The organism is Litoribacter ruber (assembly GCF_018449405.1).
GTDB lineage: Bacteria > Bacteroidota > Bacteroidia > Cytophagales > Cyclobacteriaceae > Litoribacter > Litoribacter ruber.
On record NZ_JAHCMY010000013.1, the window covers coordinates 25858 to 47836 of the forward strand.

Annotated in this window: 18 protein-coding genes; 9 read left to right on the plus strand and 9 right to left on the minus strand. The window is 46.5% G+C overall.

What is annotated here, in order from left to right; all coding sequences use genetic code 11:
• Positions 1-16: 16 nt before the first annotated feature.
• The 4 genes from KI659_RS15815 to KI659_RS15830 all read right to left on the minus strand — a co-directional run bounded on the left by KI659_RS15815 (position 17) and on the right by KI659_RS15830 (position 5199).
• Positions 17-2833, minus strand: coding sequence for a TonB-dependent receptor (locus KI659_RS15815; protein ID WP_213946343.1), 2817 nt, complete (start codon positions 2831-2833; stop codon positions 17-19).
• Positions 2834-3006: 173 nt separating this feature from the next.
• On the minus strand, positions 3007-3978 hold the full coding sequence (locus tag KI659_RS15820) for an AAA family ATPase (protein ID WP_213946344.1): 972 nt from the start codon (positions 3976-3978) through the stop codon (positions 3007-3009).
• 179 nt (positions 3979-4157) lie between these two features.
• On the minus strand, positions 4158-4805 hold the full coding sequence (locus KI659_RS15825; RefSeq protein WP_213946345.1) for a pseudouridine synthase: 648 nt from the start codon (positions 4803-4805) through the stop codon (positions 4158-4160).
• A 217-nt stretch (positions 4806-5022) separates the two neighbouring features.
• Entirely contained in the window at positions 5023-5199 is a 177-nt protein-coding gene (locus KI659_RS15830; protein ID WP_213946346.1) for a hypothetical protein, read from the minus strand.
• Positions 5200-5418: 219 nt separating this feature from the next.
• On the opposite strand from KI659_RS15830, the gene KI659_RS15835 reads away from it, so the two are divergent.
• On the plus strand, positions 5419-5823 hold the full coding sequence (locus KI659_RS15835; RefSeq protein WP_213946347.1) for a hypothetical protein: 405 nt from the start codon (positions 5419-5421) through the stop codon (positions 5821-5823).
• A gap of 51 nt (positions 5824-5874) precedes the next feature.
• The gene (locus KI659_RS15840) at positions 5875-6237 is read left to right on the plus strand and encodes a hypothetical protein (protein WP_213946348.1); all 363 of its coding nucleotides are present in this window, start codon (positions 5875-5877) and stop codon (positions 6235-6237) included.
• Positions 6238-6367: 130 nt separating this feature from the next.
• Here KI659_RS15840 and KI659_RS15845 read toward each other — a convergent pair whose 3' ends face one another.
• On the minus strand, positions 6368-7822 hold the full coding sequence (locus tag KI659_RS15845) for a M14 family metallopeptidase (protein ID WP_213946349.1): 1455 nt from the start codon (positions 7820-7822) through the stop codon (positions 6368-6370).
• Positions 7823-7946: 124 nt separating this feature from the next.
• Here KI659_RS15845 and KI659_RS15850 point away from each other — a divergent pair, with 124 nt between their 5' ends.
• From KI659_RS15850 to KI659_RS15860, 3 genes are all read left to right on the plus strand, one after another.
• Positions 7947-8957 (plus strand): dipeptide epimerase, encoded by a 1011-nt coding sequence (locus KI659_RS15850; protein WP_213946350.1) that lies wholly within the window; start codon positions 7947-7949, stop codon positions 8955-8957.
• 26 nt (positions 8958-8983) lie between these two features.
• On the plus strand, positions 8984-10036 hold the full coding sequence (locus KI659_RS15855) for an aminotransferase class I/II-fold pyridoxal phosphate-dependent enzyme (protein ID WP_213946351.1): 1053 nt from the start codon (positions 8984-8986) through the stop codon (positions 10034-10036).
• A gap of 110 nt (positions 10037-10146) precedes the next feature.
• Positions 10147-11076 carry a DUF4412 domain-containing protein gene (locus tag KI659_RS15860; RefSeq protein ID WP_213946352.1) on the plus strand — a complete coding sequence of 310 codons (930 nt, stop codon included), beginning with the start codon at positions 10147-10149 and terminating at the stop codon, positions 11074-11076.
• Positions 11077-11172: 96 nt separating this feature from the next.
• Here the strand turns inward: KI659_RS15860 and KI659_RS15865 are convergent, their stop codons facing one another.
• Together KI659_RS15865 and KI659_RS15870 are read right to left on the minus strand one after the other, a co-directional pair.
• Complete coding sequence (locus KI659_RS15865) at positions 11173-11646, minus strand: hypothetical protein (RefSeq protein WP_246535442.1); 474 nt, start codon at positions 11644-11646, stop codon at positions 11173-11175.
• A 39-nt stretch (positions 11647-11685) separates the two neighbouring features.
• On the minus strand, positions 11686-12069 hold the full coding sequence (locus KI659_RS15870; protein WP_213946354.1) for a RidA family protein: 384 nt from the start codon (positions 12067-12069) through the stop codon (positions 11686-11688).
• 574 nt (positions 12070-12643) lie between these two features.
• Here KI659_RS15870 and KI659_RS15875 point away from each other — a divergent pair.
• On the plus strand, positions 12644-14029 hold the full coding sequence (locus KI659_RS15875; protein ID WP_213946355.1) for a dipeptidase: 1386 nt from the start codon (positions 12644-12646) through the stop codon (positions 14027-14029).
• A gap of 1462 nt (positions 14030-15491) precedes the next feature.
• Here the strand turns inward: KI659_RS15875 and KI659_RS15880 are convergent.
• Both KI659_RS15880 and KI659_RS15885 read right to left on the minus strand, forming a co-directional pair.
• Positions 15492-16190 carry a hypothetical protein gene (locus KI659_RS15880; RefSeq protein WP_213946356.1) on the minus strand — a complete coding sequence of 233 codons (699 nt, stop codon included), beginning with the start codon at positions 16188-16190 and terminating at the stop codon, positions 15492-15494.
• 268 nt (positions 16191-16458) lie between these two features.
• Complete coding sequence (locus KI659_RS15885; RefSeq protein ID WP_213946357.1) at positions 16459-17061, minus strand: SPOR domain-containing protein; 603 nt, start codon at positions 17059-17061, stop codon at positions 16459-16461.
• Positions 17062-17757: 696 nt separating this feature from the next.
• On the opposite strand from KI659_RS15885, the gene recJ reads away from it, so the two are divergent.
• Genes recJ through KI659_RS15900 form a run of 3 tightly spaced genes read left to right on the plus strand, consistent with a single transcriptional unit; the run spans position 17758 to position 21717 of the window.
• Complete coding sequence (gene recJ, locus KI659_RS15890) at positions 17758-19458, plus strand: single-stranded-DNA-specific exonuclease RecJ (protein ID WP_213946358.1); 1701 nt, start codon at positions 17758-17760, stop codon at positions 19456-19458.
• Between the two features lie 2 nt (positions 19459-19460).
• A complete protein-coding gene (gene lptB / locus KI659_RS15895; RefSeq protein WP_213946359.1) occupies positions 19461-20192 on the plus strand; it encodes an LPS export ABC transporter ATP-binding protein in 732 nt (243 codons plus the stop codon).
• A gap of 4 nt (positions 20193-20196) precedes the next feature.
• The gene (locus tag KI659_RS15900) at positions 20197-21717 is read left to right on the plus strand and encodes a GH3 auxin-responsive promoter family protein (RefSeq protein ID WP_213946360.1); all 1521 of its coding nucleotides are present in this window, start codon (positions 20197-20199) and stop codon (positions 21715-21717) included.
• Positions 21718-21979 lie beyond the last annotated feature (262 nt).

The following is a 21979-nucleotide window of genomic DNA, read 5'->3' on the forward strand; positions in this document are numbered from 1 at the left end:
AATAAAGGTGTATTGCTTATTTAAGTCTGTAATTGAAAGATGCGGTCAGCATTCTCCCCCTTCTCCACCTGTACATCGGCTCATCCACATCAAAGGTGATCTGTCCGTCATAATTGGTGTCTTGATAAAATCTATATTGGAAATTCAACAAATCCTGAACACCCATTTTTAAAGTAGTTCGTTCACTCACCATTTTGGAAATGGTCAAGTCAATGGCATGTCTGGGCATTTCATAGATATCCGGGAAGTTCACGTTTCCAGCAATAAAAATCCTTGGGCCCGAAACATTGTATGCTGCGTTTACAGACAGGTTTCTTTTCTCATTGTGGTAGGAAAGGGAGGTGTTGACCACATACGGGGACTGGCCCTGCAGCGCCCTTCTGTTTTCCTGGAAGGCTACGTCATCTCCCAAAAACACCTCACTCCATATCAGAGACGCATTGGCGTTTAGGGAAAGGTCTCGAAGGAATGGAAGATTGGTAACCGTGCTAAGGGCTTTTCTGGCTTCCACTTCCACCCCGTACACATAGGCATCCACGGCATTGCGGTAGCTGAATTGCATTTCCTCATTCACGTTTCTTCCCACAGCCTCTATAGGACGGTCAAAGCTTTTGTAGAAACCTCCAATGCTAAAGGTCTCCCCTTCGTTCGGGTAGTATTCATATCGAAGATCCAAATTGTCTATTCTGGCCATCTGCAATTCAGGATTTCCGGAAAAACCTGCCAAGTACTCAAAACTGTAATAAAGGAATGGGGCAAACTCCCTAAACTCAGGCCTGTTCACGGTTCTACCATAACCAGCCCTCAACAAAGATTTTTCGTTAAAATTGTAATCTACGTTTACAGCAGGAAGGGCAATCAGCTCCCGGTTGTCCACATTCACCGGCCCGCCAAAAGTGGCACTGGTCAGTTGCTGAATAGAATATTCCGTTCTCACCCCTCCGGAAAGGTTAAATTTCCCAATCGGATAAACGGCCCCCAAATAACCGGCCCCCACAAAGGTGGAAGCATCATATTGGTCAGTTGGCCTGGTACCCTCTTGCACCAACCATCCATCCTGTACATTGAAGTTTTCAGGTGCAAAAGCCTGATCTATCGGCTGGCGGATCAATTCCTCTTTTGCAGCACCACTGGATGAACCTGGATAATAATAGGTGATGTATCGGGCATCAAAGCTTCTTTGTTTATAGTCAGCCAGATAACCTGCGCGAAGAATCCTTGGCCGGTCCTTTTCCACACCTTTGAATTTCTTCTCAAAATTCAACCCCTGGCTAAGCCCCCATTCATTCATGTAGCCAAAGTATCTACCCAAATCCTGGGGACTACTTGCTGGTGGATCAATGATCACATACTGACCTTCTCCCACACCGTTTTGGTAAAAAGTTCTGAACCTTCTAAAGTCCGGCTCCTCATGAGCCATGTAATTCCCTCCAACTACCCAGTTGATTTTGTTCTGCTCGTCATTCCAGAAATGATTCCCCTCGATTTGCCCTGTGTAAATGGTTTTGGACTCATACCTGAAAGCATAATCCCTAGCCCCATCGGGACGCTGAATGAAATCCCTGCCCTGTCTAAGGATAGTTTCGTTGATACCAGTTTGGTTGAAAAGATTACGGAAAGCAATCGTATTGTCCTTATTAAGCCTCAAAAGCCAGTTGGACATAATGCCTACATTATTTTCTTTAGCATAATAGCTGTCAAAATACTCATCCCGTTTTGCCGTAGGCTGACCAGGGTTGAAGAAAAAGTAGCGGTTACGCTCAGCGGTAAAGGCCTGGAAGCTCTGCCCCATAGAAATGTCTGTATGAGTAGAAAGCCTCATGCCACCCAAATACCAGTTTTTCCCAAATGAAAACCCTCCGCCCAAATCGGGCATTGCCTTGGTAGTATTGATACCATAATTATTGTTCATCAACCTACCGGCCTCGGCTCTGATCGGGCTGGCACCGGAAGCGTCAATCAACCTGTCACTGCTTGGAAACCCTTGAGGCAAATCCCTGAAACCGTTGTCAAATCCCAAAAAGTCAGTCTTGGACCCCTCAGTTTGCTTATAATCCTGGAAGGTCGTTCCCTGACGGAAACCTATTCCCATCCCAAAATTGATGAAATCTTCATCTGGCGCATTTCTGGTAAAAACTTTCACCAAACCACCAGCAAAATCCCCAGGAACCTCCGGAGAAAATGATTTGTAGATCATCATTCTGTCCAGATTTTCGCTTGGGATAAGGTCAAAGGAGAAAGTCCTTTTGTCCACCTGCGTGCTTGGTGCGATGGCATTATTGATCATCACCACATTGTAGCGGTCATCCACGCCCCTTACCCGCACGAATTTGTTGTCCGTAATGGTCACCCCCGACACACGCTTCATCACCTGGGCGGCATTTCCATCTTGGGACAACCTGATCTGCTCAGAGGAAATGCCGGATACCACCTGCAGGGATTTTCTGATTTCTGAGACAATGGCCATGTTGGATCCCGTCTCGCGGCTGGCCATCACCGTGACCTCACCCAATTCACCCAAGTCCTCCTCAAGATTTACATCCAGCACCGTGGCTTTCTCTGCCACTACCTGCACTTCTTGAAGTTTGAGGGTTTTATAGGAAATGAAGGAGACTACTAAAGTGTGCTTGCCAGGATCTACCCGGTTGATTTCAAAAGAACCGTCGATATCGGTGGCTACCCCCTGCCCGGTGCCTTCAATTCTGACGTTGGCGCCGATGATGGTTTCCCCCGATTGGGAATCGGCCACCACCCCTTTTATTGTCCCGGTTTGGGAAATAGCTCCACCTATAAAGAAGAAGTAGGCGGCTAGGATTGATAAAATATTTTTCATTTGTAGCATACGTTGAACGAACACCACAAAGGTCAGCTAGCAATTTAAACTGGAGAGGTACAAAAAGTTAATTAATAATTAATTAGAGGGCTTAAAAAAGAACAAGACCACCATCGGAATTAACACGAAGGTGGTCTATTTATCTATTTTCAAAGAAAATGGGGCCTGTAAGCCTATTTGAATGTTACGCTTTTATTAAGCGGGATTTTTTCCAGAATAATGTTGACCAGGTCTCGAGGACTGATGTTGTCGGCTTCCGCTTCATAATTAAGGATGATCCGGTGATTCAACACATCCTCGGCAACAGCTTTGATGTCCTCAGGCAGCACGTAGTCGCGCCCTTCCATCATGGCATTGGCTCTTGCAGCAAGATTCAAATTGATACTTGCCCGTGGAGAAACCCCAAATTGAATGTATTTGGCTTCCTCGTGCAGTCCATATTTTTGAGGGAATCTAGTGGCAAAAACCAGCTCAATAATATATTCCTCTAATGGCTCGGCGATTTTCACCTCATTGATCTTATTCCTGATTTCAAAAATATCCTCTTTGGTCAAAATTGGATTTACATCGGAAACATAGGACATATTTGACATCCTCCGCATTACCTCAAGCTCATCCGATTTGGAAGGGTAGTCAATATGCACCTTCATCATAAACCTATCCACCTGCGCTTCTGGAAGCGGATACGTTCCTTCCTGATCCACCGGGTTTTGGGTAGCTAGCACCAAAAAAGGCCTATCCAAGCTATAGGTGGTTTCACCGATAGTTACCTGCTTTTCCTGCATCGCCTCCAGCAAAGCAGATTGGACTTTTGCTGGGGAACGGTTGACCTCATCGGCAAGGATGATGTTGGAAAAGATTGGTCCCTTCTTCACTTCAAAATCCCCGGCATGCTGATTATATATCATGGTACCGATCAGATCTGAAGGCAGAAGATCGGGTGTAAACTGGATTCTTTTAAAGCCAAGGTGAAGAACCCTCGCCAAGGTGTTAACGGTTAGGGTTTTTGCCAATCCCGGCACCCCTTCCAAAAGTATATGTCCATTGGTGAAAAGCCCGATCATAAGTCTATGAACCATCCGGTCCTGACCTACCACCACTTTCTTTACCTCATTGATGACTGCCTGTATCTTTTCCTGATGCATGTTTTACGTTTTGTATAAGATTGAAGACGGAAGTTGAACGTCAACCCAAAGTAAGGACCCGCTACCCGAATATGACTTACATTCATTAAGACTCCGTGAAACTCCGTGCCGAACTCTGAGAAACTCTGTGTCCCTTTTTTTGGTTTTCGAAATTAAAACTTTTACGCCTTTATCCCAATTTAACGTCGATTCTTATTTCTATTGTGGGATTTATTCATATTGCTACCCTTCGGGAAAAGCTTTTCAGGCTGAATTTTCAGCAAACGATAAATTTCCTGCTGTTCAAATTCCTTCACCTCTCCCACTTCAAAGCCTTCAATAGTCAGATTTTCCATGGACCACCTGACCAGTCTAAGCGTGGGGAAACCCACTGCAGCAGTCATTTTCCTTACCTGCCTGTTTTTACCCTCTATCAGGGTCAACTGGATCCAGGAATCGGGGACGTTTTTCCTATAGCGGATGGGAGGATCGCGATCAGGTAGGGTTGGTGATAAAGAGAGCAGCGTGGCGGTTGCTTTTTTGGTGAAATGCATTTTTCCATCCACCTTGATTTCCACCCCCGACTGCAAATCGGAGATGGCCTCACCCGTAGGCACACCTTCCACCTGAGCTAAGTAAGTCCTTTTATGCCCAAATCTGGGGTTGAGTAGGTAGTGGTTGAGCGGCTTATCATCAGTAATGAGCAAAAGTCCCTCACTATCCTTGTCCAACCTTCCCACGGGGTACACATCACCGGGAAAATCCCCCAACTCCCCCAGAGTCCTATCCTCCCCCGAAAACTGGCTCATCACCCCAAAAGGCTTATAAATCACAAAATATCTAGGCATAAAACGGTTTAATTTCCTAATGACCTTAACCAACGAAATGGTCACTAAGTCGCGGAAGTCCTAAAGAAGTTTCACAAAGTTAAAAAAATCCCCCCGTGCGAACATACATAAAACTTTATGTTCCCTAGTAACCAATCTCGCCACGAAGAAGCCTTGGTGTGACTTCTTTTTAAACTTTGTGCCCTTCGTGACCCATTTCTCACTTTTGCTTAACCTACTAAGACCCGCAGCCTATGCAATCAAAGTGGCTGTCCATCGGTTTGGTGCCGTTGAGTTGCATTTCCAGGTTGTGGATCCGGTCGCGGATATCCATGTCGGTAAACATATTCCCCGTAAGGGATTTCTTCAATTGCTCGATTTCCTGCTCAATGGCAGCTTTTTGCTCAGTGTTCATATCGGTAAAGGTTGTTTAATGATTCTTTGAATATAAAGGATAGGACACCACAACTCCAAACCAGGAAATTCGGTTCGCTCCGGGTTTCTACCCTGAAAACAAACTACATTTTTACACTTATTAACTACAAAAGGAAAAATAATTAATCCAAAACTTTCTTTTTATAATTTTTTTTATTTTATTTATGAATAACCACAGCAAACTAAACCTACACTTGTTATGAAAAATTTTTGCACACTTCTACTAGGGCTGTTCCTTTTATCAGCCGTCCCCATGACGGGGCTTGCTCAAACCGATACCAACTCCAAGGTGAATGAAAACATGGTGAGCGAAAACCGTTATGACAAGCGATATGAAAAAGCCCTAAAGAAAGAAGAAAAGGAAAGAAAGGCCTACGAAAAGGATCAAAAAAGGCTGGAAAAGGCATCTGCCAAACTAGAACGCTACAAGCGCAAGTTTGAAAGCGAAAACAAAAAAGGCAAGCTTTCGCCCATCGACATCAGCAAGCGTGAATCCAACATCAAAAAACAGGAAAAGCAAATCAAAAAGCTTGAAAAGAGAATTGCCCGATACGACAAAAGGCAGGAAAAATCCAAAAAAGACGACAGCCACGCATCTCTTTAGGCAACTTTCATAGACTTTAGTCGTTACACCCAAAAGCTTAATAACTAGTCTATGAAAAAACTATTTACTATTGCCCTACTGGTATTTTCGCTAGGTAGCCTTCCCGCTATGGCTCAAAATGTCGGTAAAAAAGAGGCCAGGGCCATCGAAAAGGCCGAAAAACAACTGGATAAAGAAATCCAAAAAGAACACAAAGCCACCACAAAGTATCTGGCTAACAAGAAAAAACTCAAGAAGTACAACCGGGATTATACCAAAAGCTCCCGCAAATTCGAGCGCCAAAAAAGAAGAGAAGTGCTCTCTCCCCGAGACATCAGATCCTGGGAAGCTGATTTGGATAAACAGGCAAAGCGAATCGAAAAGCTCGAAGACGAAATCGCCGCCTACCACAGGCAGTATGGCAAATCAAATTAATTGAGATAAGTATCAATAAAAAACCGCAGAGACACAGGAGGACGCAGAGAAAGCTTAATCATTTTTTCTCTGCGAACTTTGCGCCTCTGCGGTTAATTTTTTCCCGTCTACCGCCTTCGGTCTTCCAGCTTCAATAAACCCTCATCCTAACCCCCTCCACTTCAGGGTTACGCAGATCCACCAGATAGCCATTAACTATTGCATAATGCTTCTCGCCGTTTTTCTCCAAGAAGAAGTTGGCAGTACTACCCACCGTGTGTCCGGATTTATATTCATCATTTTCTAAAAGGATATTGATTGGCAGGTCATGGGTCTTGTCAGGGTAAAAATCATAGGTCACCCCCAAAAACCCCTTCTTCAGCATTTCAATGGCTTCTTTTTGCGACAGCTTCATATCCATCGCCGGAGCCCAAACTTTCCCCTCCGTCATCACATACCCCTCGGCATCAAGCTCCTCGTATCCATAATAAACCGACAGGTCGCCCAAATCCAGAATGGAGCTTTCCGTATAATACGCCGAATCAGCCTCTACTTCCCTTCTTCGGATTCCCAGGTCTACTTTATACTCTAGGTCATCCCGTTTGATGGTCACATTTCGCAACATTAAGTCCACAAGCTTGGTATCATTGTCAGGTATCTCAAAATAATCCTCCACCGCATATTGCCCATATTGCTGGGTCGCTATTTCATAAAGGGCGTTCAAAATGATGATGAAGTTCAGTTCCCGGATATACTGCTTATCAGGGTCACCCGGATAGCCGCCCGACTCGATCAAAATGGTACTCGTCCCCCATTTCTGGAAATTGTCCCCAAATGCTCTCGGCTCAAACCCATCATCATATTTACCTACCTGCCCAGGAATAATCTCCTGCAGCACCTCGTTCATACCCACAATAACCTTCAAAGCCCGCTCTCTTACTTCATTGATATCCTTTTCGAAATTGAAGGCAGGAGCCAAAACTGAAATGGTGGCGGGTTTTGCAGTGTTAACAGCATTATAATAAATCTGCTGGTCGTGCAGATTAAATCCATACTCAGGTTCAAAGTTGTCTCTGGCACCTTTCAAAATCCTGGCCTCAGGACTGGTCAGATGGATGGCATCCCTATTCAAATCTATGTCATAAGCATTTCTTCTTTTGAAAGCCTCTGCACCATCAGGATTCACCATAGGTATAAAACGGAGATCCAGGTTGTCTTCGATGGCTTTTCTGATAGCATCAAATCCATCATTTTTCCCTTCCAGGAAATTAAAAATATCCATCAACGACATGGTCGCAGTACTTTCATTGCCATGCATTTGGGACCAAAGCATCACACGTTTTTGCCCATTTCCATACGCAAGTTGATAAATCTCCCTGCCCTCCACACTTTTTCCTAATTCCTCCACCTGGAAGTCCTTATTCGCACGCCTTTTGATCACCAATGGCATAATATCGATGTGCTTAAACCTACGGTGGGTAATGCTGCTTTCTTTATACTTGTCCGAAGCTTCTTTGAGCTTCCGATGATCAAGTTTGGAATCTTGCGCATGACCTTGGCTGAAAAATAAAATTAAGAGAATTAGGGCGGTTAATTGTTTCTTCATGAATTGTGGGCGTTTGTCCTGACAATAGTCTACTTCGTCAAATTTTACCTTTTTATTTTGCCTCAAATTAATAAACTTCACTTTAAATTCAGGTTACTTTTATATAAAGAGACAAAAATCACCCATGAAATTACAGGTAATAGTTGCAGATCTGCCCCTTAAACACACTTTTACAATCGCCCACCAAAGCCGCGACGTTCAGGAAACAGTAATCGTCAAGCTGGAGGAAGACGGCATCGTGGGATTGGGGGAAGCCACCACCAACCCATTCTACGGCATCACCGTGGAAAACATGAAAGCAGCACTTGAGGTAGCCCGGCCAATTATCGAAAGTTCCCTTTGGGAAGGCCCCGAGCAACTCTGGAGCATGACCAAATCCATGTTCACTACCAATCCATTTGCCCAGTGCGCACTGGACATGGCAGCTTGGGATTTTTACACCAAAAAACTGGGCGTAAAACTCTATGAATATCTAAAACTCAACCCCGAGGACATCCCTACCACCAATTTCACCATAGGTATTGATACCGTGGAGAAGATGGTGGAGAAAATGAAGGAAGTGGATTGGCCGCTGTATAAAATCAAACTGGGAACCGATGACGACATGGCCATCATCCGTGAACTCAGAAAGCATACGGATTCGGTATTTAGAATCGACGCCAACTGCGCCTGGACTGCTGATCAGGCGATTGAATACTCACAGGAATTGCTTGACCTGAATGTGGAGTTCATGGAGCAGCCTTTGGCAAAAGATGATTTGCAGGGCATGAAGAAAGTTTTCAAGCATAGCAAACTCCCAGTTATTGCCGATGAAAGCTGCATCATCGAAAGTGATGTGCAGAAATGCAGCGGATTATTTCACGGCATCAATGTAAAACTGGTAAAAGCTGGTGGAATTACCCCAGGCTTGAGAATGATCTACGAAGCCAAATCCCTAGGCATGAAAACCATGGTAGGATGCATGACCGAAAGCTCAGTTGGCATCAGTGCCATTGCCCACATCGCCCCCCTGCTGGATTATGTGGACATGGATGGAGCCATGTTGCTTTCCAAAGATATCGCCAAAGGCGTCACCATCACCCCCGAGAAAGTAACTTTCCCCGACCGACCCGGCATCGGCGCACTCCTACTCTAAATCCGGTCCCCAAATCCCCGAAATCAATGAAACACTACCCCATAGACGCCAAACCTGACAGAAGCATCTCCAGCGGTGAGCAGGACTACCTTTATTTCAGTGGCACAAATTATTTGGGTATAGGCTCGGTAAAAGAATTTGAGGACCTGGTGGTAAACGCCATCCGCAAATACGGCCTCAACCACGGTTCCAGCAGGAGCAGCAATGTGCAGTTGGAAGTCTATGGGAAATTTGAAGAATATTTTGCAGAGCAGGCAGAAGCGGAGGCCGGCCTGCTCTTGAGTAGCGGTTTCCTGGCAGGATCCATTGCTGTGAAAACCCTCAAAAAGTCTGCTGACATTGTGATTGTCTCCCCAGACGCCCACCCGGCCATCCAGCCAAACGATGAAGGATTCATCTCCTCCATGACCATGGAAGAATGGGAAAACCACTGCATCACCATATCCCACGGCTACAAGGGCAAACATATCGCCTTCATCAGCAATGCGGTGGATCCTTTGATGCTGCAAGAGCATAAATTCGGTTGGGTGGAAAAGCTTTCTCCCAAAAACCGGTACACCTTATTAATAGATGACAGCCATGCATTTGGGGTATTGGGAAAAGGAATCTTTGGCACTTACTCCCAACATGCCACTCCCGAAGTCGCCGTTATCACATGCGGCTCATTGGGAAAAGGCCTGGGAATGCCTGGTGGGATAGTTCTTGGACCCGAATATTTCATCAAAAAACTCCAATCTGAAATCAAGTTCCGAACTGCCTCACCTCCCCCTCCAGCCTTTTTTGAGGCCTTTTTGGAAGGGCAAAATTATTTTGGGCAGCAACGGGAAAAGCTTTTGGAAAATATCCGGTATTTCCGATCATTGACACAGGAAAATCCCGCTATCAAATCCTTGGAAGGATACCCCGTTTTCACCTTCGAAAATGAAGCCTGGGTGGAAATATTGGCCCAAAATAGCATCATCATCAGTTCCTTCCCCTACCCCTTTTCAGATGACCCGGCGGTAAACCGCATCGTGCTTTCAGGCTATCACAAGAAGGCCGACCTTGAAAAGCTGGCTGCTATTCTCAACAACCTCTGAGCAACGCTTAACCAAACCCCATACTTACTCAACGAAACCCCTTAATTACTAGACTTTTACACGGATTATTGGTAAGTTTATAGGTATATCCACTACAAAACTTTACCGCCATGAAACTCCGTATATTATCCCCCCTGATTTTAGCATTGTTATTTTGTTCCACTGAAATCTGCCAAGCCCAGTTTATGAACCGCATCAAGAGGACCGCCGAAAGGGCTGCCTCCCGGGTGGTGGAGCGGAAGGTGGAAAAAGAAGTGGAAAAAGCCATGGAACGGCAAGTGGAAAAAACCTGGGTATCCATTTTTGGCGAGCAAACAGACGCCCAAGGCCGGCCTGTGGACTGGAGCAAAGTCATCAACAGCATGAACATGGACGTAACGACTGAGGACATGTATGAATTTGACGGCAGGGCGGTGGTGGAAATCACCGGCAAAGACAACAAAGGCAAGAACATGGACCCGATGGTCATGCACTCCTACCTCAGCAAAAGCAATGAATACACCGCTGTACGCATGGAAAGCCAAGAGGCTGAGCAAATGTTCATGATCTTCGATGTGAAAAATGACGCCACGATTATCCTTATGGAAAAAGATGGAGAACGGCAGAGTATGGCCTATTCCATCAATTGGGAGGAACTGGCAGCAGCCATGCCGGAAGATGCGGAAAACCCCGAAGATGTGGAGGATTTTGAGAATCTTGATTTCAAGAAAACAGGAAACACCAAAACCCTGTTAGGCCACCTTTGCGAGGAATATGAGGTGGAAAATGAGGAATATCGCAGCACCTATTGGGTGACCAAAGAACCAATTGAAGGTGCCGCTGCCTTTTGGGGAAACAGCAGCCCCTATTTCAACCAAAAATTCAAAGGCCAATCCTCTGAAGCTTTCTCCAATCTCCCAAGCGGCAACATCCTGGAGATGAATTACATCAGCAAAACCGATAAAACAGACATGATCTTCCAGATCAAGGAAATCGACGACAACCATTCCATGGCCATCCACATGGCCGAATACCCCAACATTATGCTCGCTGAAAGATAATTGGGTTATGGTTTATTGTCCCGCTGGGCGGGACGATTATGGTTTAAAGGGACGTTAAACTTTAAGCTATAAACTATAAACGGCCGCATCAGCGGCCTAATCCTTGTTCTGCAAATCAAGCATTTTATGGAAGATCTTCTGGGATTTTTTGACTTTTCGGCTGAAATGGTGCCAGGCAAAGGCCATGTTGGCGAGACCGATAAGCAAGCTAATGGTTCCAAATAAGAGGTTGTCTTCCAAAAAAGTAAAATACATGCCCATCAGCATGGTAATGGCAAGCCAGAAATAAAGGAAAAATATGGCTCCAGGGAATAGAGAATAGGAAATGAACAAAATGCTACCCTGATGGGTGGATTCTATTTTCCCGGTGATAAGGGGCAGGAAGGTGTCGGCCTTGTCCCCTTTCAGGGAAAGGTGAAATGAATCCAATTTCACCTTTCCGTTGAATTTTTGCTTGTGGTTATACTCCTCATAATCCAGATAGTTCACCTCCCTAGTCATCAGGTCCAGCCTTTTGACTACTTCCCTTTGGGAAAGGCTGGAAACTAAGATCTCGGTATGTACAGGCATGAAGTTCACACCAAAAAAACAATCTGAATGCCTAAAAGTTTACCCTTTCACCGCAATACAGGAAATTTCTACATTTACATTTTTAGGGAGTTTGCTTACCTCCACCGTTTCCCTTGCAGGGGGATTTTGTTTGAAATACTGCCCATAAGCCTCATTGATGGTGGCAAAATCATCCATGCTTTTGATGAAAATGGAACACTTCACCACATCGGCAAAGCTGTAGCCCGCCTCAGTGAGTACGGCATCAAGGTTTTTCATCACCATGTGCGTTTCTTCAGTGATGTTCTCATTCACCAGTTCGCCGCTATCCGCATCCAGCGCAATCTGCCCAGAAATATAAAGGGTTCTATGAGCTTCCACCGCCTGGCTATACGGCCCAATTGGCGCCGGCGCCGCCTTTGAGTTAATTATTCTTTTCGACATCAGGTTCTGTTATTTTTTAGCACTTAAAATTAAATCATAACAGTGGGAAAACATATTTTTTGCGAGAATTCATGAGGGTACCAAGTACCATGTACCAGGTACCAAGATACTTCTGGCCTCAACCGCAGTTTCCGCCCTCAAGCGACTTAGTAATTTAGAAGGTTAATATCCGCTTTCGGCTGCGCCTCAAGCGAGACGGTCTAAGCGTTTAGGCATGTCGGGAACCGTCCTTGCGAAGGAGGCACGACTGAAGCAATCTAGACCCGCCTGAAACCTTCCAGGTCTCGTGATGTTCCGCAGACCTGGAAGGCGTATTTACGTTATTAGCAACGTGGTTGTCATGGTTGTCCCGCCGTGGGTCGGCCTTCCGAGGTCGGTAAACTTCGCCTTGTCTGCTCGGTTATCATGGTTGTCATTGTTCTACTTCAGGCCAGTCACGGGTGGGGATGAGAGGCGTTTTCCGATCCGTGCCCTTTGTGACCCATTTCCTTCGTCGGTCTCCCGTCTCTCCCCATTTTCATCTCTCCATTTAAAACCGTAATTTCGCACCATATTTACACGAAAAACCAACAAAATGGCAGTAAAACAATATATCCACGACAACCAGGAGAAATTCCTGAACGAACTTTTAGACCTTCTACGCATTCCTTCAGTCAGCGCCGACCCGAAATTCAAAGGGGATGTGATGGCGGCAGCGGAATTTGTGAAGGATAGTCTTGAAAAAGCAGGCGCAGATAAAGTTGAAGTTTGCCAAACTGCGGGCTACCCGATCGTTTATGGTGAAAAAATCATCGACCCCTCTGCACCAACCGTTTTGGTGTATGGCCATTACGATGTGCAGCCGGCAGATCCGTATGAACTTTGGGATTCCCCACCTTTTGAACCGGTGATCAAAAAAACCGAGATGCACCCCGAAGGCGCCATCTTTGCCCGAGGATCAGCCGATGACAAAGGCCAGTTCTACATGCACGTCAAAGCTTTTGAAGCTATGATGCAGACCAACGAACTTACCTGCAACATTAAATTTATGATCGAGGGTGAAGAAGAAGTTGGCTCCAGCAACTTGGATATCTTTGTAAAGGAAAACAAGGAAAAACTCGCCGCTGATGTCATTTTGATATCCGATACCAGTATGCTTTCACTTGAAAACCCATCTATCACGGTTGGATTGAGAGGACTGGCCTATATGGAGGTAGAAGTAACCGGGCCTAACCGTGACCTTCACAGTGGTACTTACGGAGGAGCTGTGGCCAACCCAATCAACATCCTTTGCAAAATGATTGCCTCCCTGCAGGATGAAAACAACCACATCACCATCCCAGGATTTTACGACAAGGTGGAAGAGCTTTCCGCCGCTTACCGCGAGCAGTTAAACAAAGCTCCATTTGACGAAATCGACTATAGAAAAAAGCTGGACATCAATGCCGTCCATGGAGAGAAAGGCTTTACCACACTTGAACGAACCGGAATTCGCCCAACTTTGGATGTTAACGGCATCTGGGGAGGATATACCGGAGAAGGAGCCAAAACCGTATTGCCATCAAAAGCCTACGCAAAAATCTCCATGAGATTGGTGCCAAACCAGGATCACAAGGAAATTGCCGAACTATTCCAAAAGCACTTTGAATCCATCGCACCTGATGCTGTAAAAGTAAAGGTAACCCCACATCACGGTGGCCATCCAGCAGTGGTACCTACAGATAGCCCAGGCTACAAAGCTGCCGAATCAGCGATCATGGAAGCCTTTGGCAAAAAAGCCATCCCAACAAGAGAGGGCGGTTCGATTCCAATCACCTCCCTTTTCCAAAAGGAACTAGGTTTGGATCCCATTCTTTTAGGCTTCGGTTTGGATACAGATGCAATCCACTCACCAAACGAGCACTATGGCGTCAAGAACTACTTCATGGGCATCGAGACCATCGCCATGTTCTTCAAATACTTCAGAGAAAGTGCGAAGTAAAGGCTTGATAACAAAGAAGAGGCTGTCCTATGAGTTGGGACAGCCTCTTTTTTGTTGTACTAAGTATTATGTACTAAGTTAATAAAAATGCTTTCCAATTTCCTCCCACCAAGAGGCCTCTGTGAAAGCCGAATAATCTGTTTTTTTTGCCACAAAGGCCCGAAGACACTAAGTTTTTTCTGTGCGCCCCTCGTGGCCAATTTCTACCTACCAAAAGACCTCTGTGAAATCCGAATAATCGGTGTTTTTTTGCAACAAAGGCCCGAAGACACTAAGTTTTTTCTGTGCGCCCCTCGTGGCCAATTTCTACCTACCAAAAGACCTCTGTGAAATCCGAATAATCGGTGTTTTTTTGCAACAAAGGCCCGAAGACACTAAGTTTTTTCTGTGCGCCCCTCGTGGCCAATTTCTACCTACCAAAAGACCTCTGTGAAATCCGAATAATCTGTGTTTTTTTGCCACAAAGGCCCGAAGACACTAAGTTTTTTCTGTGTGCCCTTCGTGGCCTATTTCTTCCCTCCATGAGGACTCTGTGAAATCCGAATAATCTGTGTTTTTTTTGCTACAAAGGCCCGAAGACACTAAGTTTTTTCTGTGTGCCCTTCGTGGCCTATTTCTTCCCTCCATGAGGACTCTGTGAAATCCGAATAATCTGTGTTTTTTTTGCTACAAAGGCCCGAAGACACTAAGTTTTTTCTGTGTGCCCTTCGTGGCCTATTTCTTCCCTCCATGAGGACTCTGTGAAATCCGAATAATCTGTGTTTTTTTTGCTACAAAGGCCCGAAGACACTAAGTTTTTTCTTTGCGCCCCTCGTGGGCAATTTCTACCTACGAAAAAGCCTCTGTGAAATCCGAATAATCTGTGTTTTTTTGCCACAAAGGCCCGAAGACACTAAGTTTTTTCTTTGCGCCCCTCGTGGCCTATTTCTACCCTCCATGAGGACTCTGTGAAATCCGATTAATCTGTGTTTTTTTGCCATAAAGGCCCGAAGACACGAAGTTTTTTTCTTTGGGCCCTTCGTGGCCAATTTCTACCCTCCAATAGGACTCTGTGAAATCCGATTAATCTGTGTTTTTTTGCCATAAAGGCCCGAAGACACGAAGTTTTTTTCTTTGGGCCCTTCGTGGCCAATTTCTACCCTCCAATAGGACTCTGTGAAATCCGATTAATCTGTGTTTTTTTGCCATAAAGGCCCGAAGACACGAAGTTTTTTTCTTTGGGCCCTTCGTGGCCAATTTCTTCCCTCCATGAGGACTCTGTGAAATCCGAATAATCTGTGTTTTTTTGCTACAAAGGCCCGAAGACACATAGTTTTTTTCTTTGTGCCCTTCGTGGCCAATTTCTTCCCTCCATGAGGACTCTGTGAAATCCGAATAATCTGTGTTTTTTTTCCACAAAGGCCCGAAGACACTAAGTTTTTTCTTTGCGCCCCTCGTGGCCAATAACTTAGTAACTAGCACATTACTTATACCCCCTACTAATATACCTTACAATCATCATCTGAAATTGTACAAATACATCTATAGGCACGGTGGTCCTGTTGATATTGAGTCCATCTAGGTCAGAACTCAAGGCATTGAGAGCGGAAAGCTCGAATGATACATCCCACTTGCTTTCAAGGTTGGTACTCATACCGATTCTTACGGGTATATAAACAGAGCCGTTTTCAGCATTGCGCTCACGAATTGTATAATCCGGACGCATAGTACGCTGTAGTCTTTCCACATAAGTATAGCCCACACCTACGCCCAAATAATAGTTAACAACCTTTCCTATTCTACCTTCTGTGTTTGGGTTGAAGTTGATCACCGGAGTGATATCTCCGAAATATGCGTTTCCACGGAAGAAGAAGGCCTGGCCCTGTTCGCCCCAAGAAACCCAGGTTTCCCGGTTTTCTCCGGTAAAATCCCCACTATCCAGCCATTGTGTACCGATGGTGGCGCGCAAATCCAGGTGTCGGGTAAGCTGTGCGTTGATGGCCGCGGAAACGGCCGGCTTGACATTAAATCGAAAACGGTTGAAATTACCCGTATTATCGGCATACATCATGCCTCCCCCTGCCCCAAAGGATATATAACTCCTATTAATATAATCCTGGGCATTGGCGGTTGAACATACGGAAAGAACTACTGCGGAAAAGAGCAATAAAAATTTTTTCATGACTTGGGTTAAAAATTAATAATCAGGTTGGTTTCAAAAAGTATTCCAGTTTTGGAATTACGGTACGATATCCTGAGCAACTCCCCCTTTGAAGCGTCAGTCCCGATAAGTGAAGCGCTTCGGGAGGGGGCAGGGGGGGGATGTCTAACGCATTATTTTTCATTCAATTAACGCTAAAAACCACCCGTGACATCCGTATAACATCCCAATAACCCTCCCGTTTCCTTCCAGTCACGGGACAGGCTCTTCAAAGGGGGAATTGAACACGTCAATCCGCTAAAGCTTCATCCAGCACTTCCCTCAACGGCACCCTTTCCCCATCCCTATACGGCACAATCCAGGCATCACGGATGCCCGTCTTGCGGAGATGCTTCTTGAGTTCATCGGCTTCCTTGTAGGAGCGGAAATTGCCCATGATGTATTTGTGCCAATCATCCGTCTTTTCATATTGCAGCTGGGGGCTGCTGCCAGTGGCGTGGCTGTAGTCGTAATCGGAAAAAGCACCTATCTGAACCCTAAAAACCACCCCTTCATTCCACTGCTCTTCTTTTTGGCGCAATGCCATAAGCTCTTCCTTCCTTTGGTCAAGCTCCTTTTGAAGCCTTGAAAGCTCATTTTTAAGTTCACTGATCTGCTTTTCCTTGCCCTGCACATCCTCTTGGAGCTGGCTGGTCTGTCTGCTGAGCTCCTCTACCTTCTGCTGCAATTCAGCCTGCCTGTTTTTCAAGGAATCAAATTCTTCCGGAGAAAGCTTACGCAGCTCTCTACGCAGCTCGCGCTGTTGCTGTCTGGTTTGGGCTGCTGCTTGTTGGGTGATAAGGGCTGAGGGGGCGAGCAGGCATATTATAAGAAGGAGGTTTCGAAAAGCCATATGATGTTTTAAACCTAAAGTGTAAAAATTACCGTTAGTCTTGCCTAAAATACGGATTATTTGTGATTAGAGCAAAATTAGCGCCAAATCATGGTTGTCATGGTTGTCCCACCGCAAGTCGGCTTCGCCTCCTCGGCTCGGTTGTCGGGGTTGTCATTGTTATATCTTCGCGCCCAGCAGGTCCTTGCTCTAACCTCACGTCCCAACACCTGTGCACCCACGGCCTAGCTCCGCTGTTTAGAAGTTTATGTCCGCTTTCGGCTGCGCCTCAAGCGAGACGGTTTAGAAGTTTAGCGCAAAGCGGCGACGAGGATTGAAGGTGAATGAAGGTGGTTCACGGTGCCCACTTCAACTGCCCGCAACTGTCTGTGGAAGCCATAAGCTATGAGTGCCAAGAAGAGCCAGTGGAGCACCTCCCGGCAGGCCCTCAATAATCTAAACTCCTAAACCGTCCCGATGCGCGCAGCGCCTCTCGGGACATAACCTCCTAACCGCCGGCACCAACACTTGTGCTTCCACTGCCTAGCTCCGCTGTTTAGGAGTTTATGTCCGCTTTCGGCTGCGCCTCAAGCGAGACGGTTTAGGGGTTTAGGCGCGAAGCGATGAAAAGAACTGAAGGTGGTGAACGGTGCACTCCCCCACATATTTTCAATCCAAATTGCCCAAATAGCAGCAATCTTTAGTAATTTAGGAGCTATGGAGTTTAGGTGGAAAATAAAGGCGCCGGCGGAGGGCGAGAGTGTGGACAAGCTCGGGAGAGAAATCAACGTTAATCCCGTGCTGGCCAACATGTTGGTCAATAGAGGTGTAGACACCTTCCAAAAAGCCAAGGATTTTTTTAGGCCCGACCTGGACAAACTACACGACCCCTTCCTCATGCAGGATATGGATCGCGCCGTGGACAGAATCCAAAAAGCCATCCTTGCCCAAGAAAAAATCATGGTCTATGGAGACTATGACGTGGACGGCACCACCTCGGTGGCCCTCATGTACGGCTTCCTTAGGGAATTTTACCCCCATGTGGACTTCTACATCCCCGACCGCTATAAAGAAGGCTATGGCATTTCTGAAAAAGGAGTCCGTCATGCCGCCGAAAACGGCTTCAAACTGATTATATCCCTAGATTGTGGCATCAAAGCCCTTGAGAAAGTAGACCTAGCCAACGAACTGGGCGTGGATTTCATCATCTGCGACCATCACACCCCAGGGGAGGTCATCCCCGATGCAGTAGCCGTACTTGACCCCAAACGCCTCGACTGTAATTATCCCTACAAAGAATTGAGCGGTTGCGGGGTGGGCTTCAAACTCATCCAGGCCTTCTCCATCAAAACTGGCCGGGACCCGGCAAACCTCAACAGTTTCATGGACCTCGTGGCCGTCAGCATTGCCGCCGATATTGTGCCCATCACGGGTGAAAACAGGGTTTTGGCCTTTTACGGTTTGGAAAGGTTAAACAACAACCCACGTCCAGGCCTCAAAGCCCTCATGTTGAAAAACAAGATGGAAAAAGAGGTCGACATCACTGATATAGTTTTCAAAATCGGCCCCCGCATCAATGCCTCCGGCAGACTCGAGCATGCCAAGGCATCCGTTGAACTGCTGATCAGCAAAGACCTGACGGACGCATTGCGAAGAGCCGAACTGGTGGAGGAAGTCAATGCCTCTAGAAAGAATTTTGATGAAAACATCACCCGGGAAGCCATCCAGATGATCGTGGAGCGGGAAGAAGTACAGGCTTTCAAAAGCACGGTTCTTTTTAAGGAAGACTGGCACAAAGGGGTGATCGGAATCGTGGCATCCAGGTGTATTGAAAAGTATTACCGCCCCACCATCATCCTCACAGAATCCAACAACAAGGCCACAGGCAGTGCCCGATCGGTTTTCGATTTTGACATCTATGAAGCCATAAGCGAATGTAGCGACCTGCTCGAGCAGTTTGGCGGGCACAAATACGCCGCAGGATTGACCATGTCGGTGGATAAGGTGGCGGCATTTCAGGAAAAATTTGAAAAAGTGGTCAGCGAAAGGCTCACCGATATCCACATGAAACCGGTGTTGGAAATCGACGATGAACTCCTTTTGGACCAAATCAATTATAAGTTTTACAACATCCTCAAACAGATGGCACCTTTCGGCCCCGGCAATCCGGAACCGATTTTCTGCTCCAACCAAGTGCATGTGGAAAATATCCGGGTGCTGAAAGACAAACATTTGAAGTTTGACATCGTTCAGGACGGACAGGTCACCCGACCAACCTGTATCGCATTCGGCTTTGCGGATTATTACCAATTGCTCAACAGCAAGATGCGCTTCAACGTGGCCTATGAGGTGCGGGAAAACACATTTAGAAACACCAGCTCACTGCAATTGTACGTGAAGGATATAAAATTCGATTGAATATGATTTTAAAGGCGGACAACCTTGTTAAGATATATAAAGGCAGAAGGGTAGTAAATGACATCTCCGTAGAGGTAGCCCAAGGCGAAATTGTGGGTCTTCTTGGCCCCAACGGAGCGGGAAAAACCACTTCCTTCTACATGATTGTAGGGTTGATCCAGCCCAATTCGGGCAGCATTTACCTGGATGACCGCAACATCACCCCCCTGCCCATGTACCGCCGGGCCAAACTCGGCATCGGTTACCTCGCCCAAGAAGCCTCCGTATTCCGTAAACTATCCGTTGAGGAAAACATCATGGCCGTATTGGAGATGACCAATTTGCCGAAGGCAGAACAGAAAGAACGGGTGGAAATGCTGCTCGAGGAATTCAGTTTGACCCATGTCCGCAAAAATCTGGGCATGGTGCTTTCCGGAGGGGAAAGAAGAAGGACCGAGATCGCCCGCGCCTTGGCCGTAGATCCTAAATTTGTGCTTTTGGATGAGCCGTTTGCCGGGGTGGATCCCATTGCAGTGGAGGAAATTCAGACCATCGTAGCGCAGCTTAAGAATAAAAATATTGGTATATTGATTACCGATCATAATGTGAACGAAACCCTGAGCATCACCGATAGGGCTTATCTGATGTTTGAAGGAAAATTGCTTAAAGCGGGAACCGCAGAAGAGCTGGCTGCCGATGAGCAGGTAAGAAAAGTGTATTTGGGTAAGCATTTTACCCTAAAACGCAAAATCTGATAGAATGGAAGTACTGAATACTTTTATGACCTGGATCTTCCGAAACCGGCTGGGCCAGATCGAAAACTTCATGGAGCATCCCATAGATGTTCAGAGGGAGATTTTTTTTGAATTAATCAAGACAGCCAAAAAAACGGATTTTGGCAAGAAATTTCACTTTCAGGAAATCAGGAGTTATGCGGATTTTGCGCGACAGGTGCCCATACATGATTATGAGCAGATGAAGCCCTACATCGACCGCTGCATGAGCGGCGAGCAGAATGTCATCTGGCCCACTGAAATCACCTGGTTTTCCAAATCCAGCGGCACCACCGGAAGCAGGAGCAAATTCATTCCGGTAAGCCCCGAAACACTGGAAGAATGCCACTTCAAAGGCGGCAAGGACATGCTTTCCCTTTATGTACGCAATTATCCCGACACCAAGCTTTTCAGCGGAAAAAGCCTCACCATCGGCGGCAGTTATCAGGTAAATCCTCTTGACGGCACCAAAAACAGCTTTTATGGGGATGTTTCGGCAGTGATCATGCAAAATCTCCCCATGTGGGTCCAATTTGCACGCACCCCATCTCTAGAGGTCGCCCTCATGAGTGAATGGGAATCCAAAATTGAGCGCATGGCCATCGAGACCATGCAGGAAAACGTGAGCAGCATCGCCGGTGTACCCACTTGGGCCATTGTGCTGATCAAACGCATCATGGAAATCAAAGGTGCTGACAATATTCTTCAGGTTTGGCCAAATCTGGAGGTATTCTTCCACGGGGCAGTGGCTTTTGGGCCATACAGACAGCTTTTCGAAGAGCTGATCCCCTCCCCTCGTATGCATTATATGGAAACCTACAATGCCTCGGAAGGCTTTTTTGGCATTCAGGATCAAGCCGATTCGGAAGATCTCCTGCTCATGCTCGATTACGGGATATTTTATGAATTTATCCCCATGGAGGAATGGGAGAGCGATGACCCTAAAGTATTGCCCCTACAAGAGATCGAACTCGGAAAAAATTACGCCATGTTGATCTCCACAAATGCGGGCTTGTGGCGGTATAAGATCGGTGACACGGTCAAATTTACCAGCATCCGTCCCTACCGCTTCCGCATTAGTGGGCGAACCAAGCATTTCATCAATGCCTTTGGCGAAGAGGTGATCGTGGAAAATGCAGAAAAGGCCATCGAACTGGCCTGCGCAGCTACCAACTCCACCATTGTTAACTTCACTGCCGCCCCAGTTTACTTTGAGGGGGTGAGCGGTAAAGGTGCCCACGAATGGATCATCGAATTTGAAACCGCACCGGAGGACAGGGAGGAATTTATAAGCCTCTTGGACAACAACCTCCGTGACCTCAACTCCGACTATGACGCCAAGCGCTACAAAGACATGGCCCTAAGCGCCCCCCGTGTCCACTTTGCCGAATCGGGCCTCTTCGAAAGCTGGCTCCGAAGCAAAGGCAAACTCGGCGGCCAAAATAAAATCCCCCGCCTATCCAACAACCGCGACTTTGTAGAGGAATTGTTGAAAATGAGAAATTAGCGGGATTGACTCCGTGGTTGTCATTGTTGTCCGCCCCGCGGATCGCCTGCGGCTCCCCGGGGCTGTTGTCCCGCCATTGGTCGGCTCCGCCTCCCTAGCTAAGTTGTCATTGTTCTACATAATTACAGCCACGGGTGGGATGAAGGCCGCTTAACGGGAACAGCTGCAGCTCGGGCTTTCGGCCATCTTTCAAAGGTCTTGCCTTTATAAGGACCCTCGGTAAAAATACGAAGATAATCTCCTGCTGGGCGCGCTCTCGAAA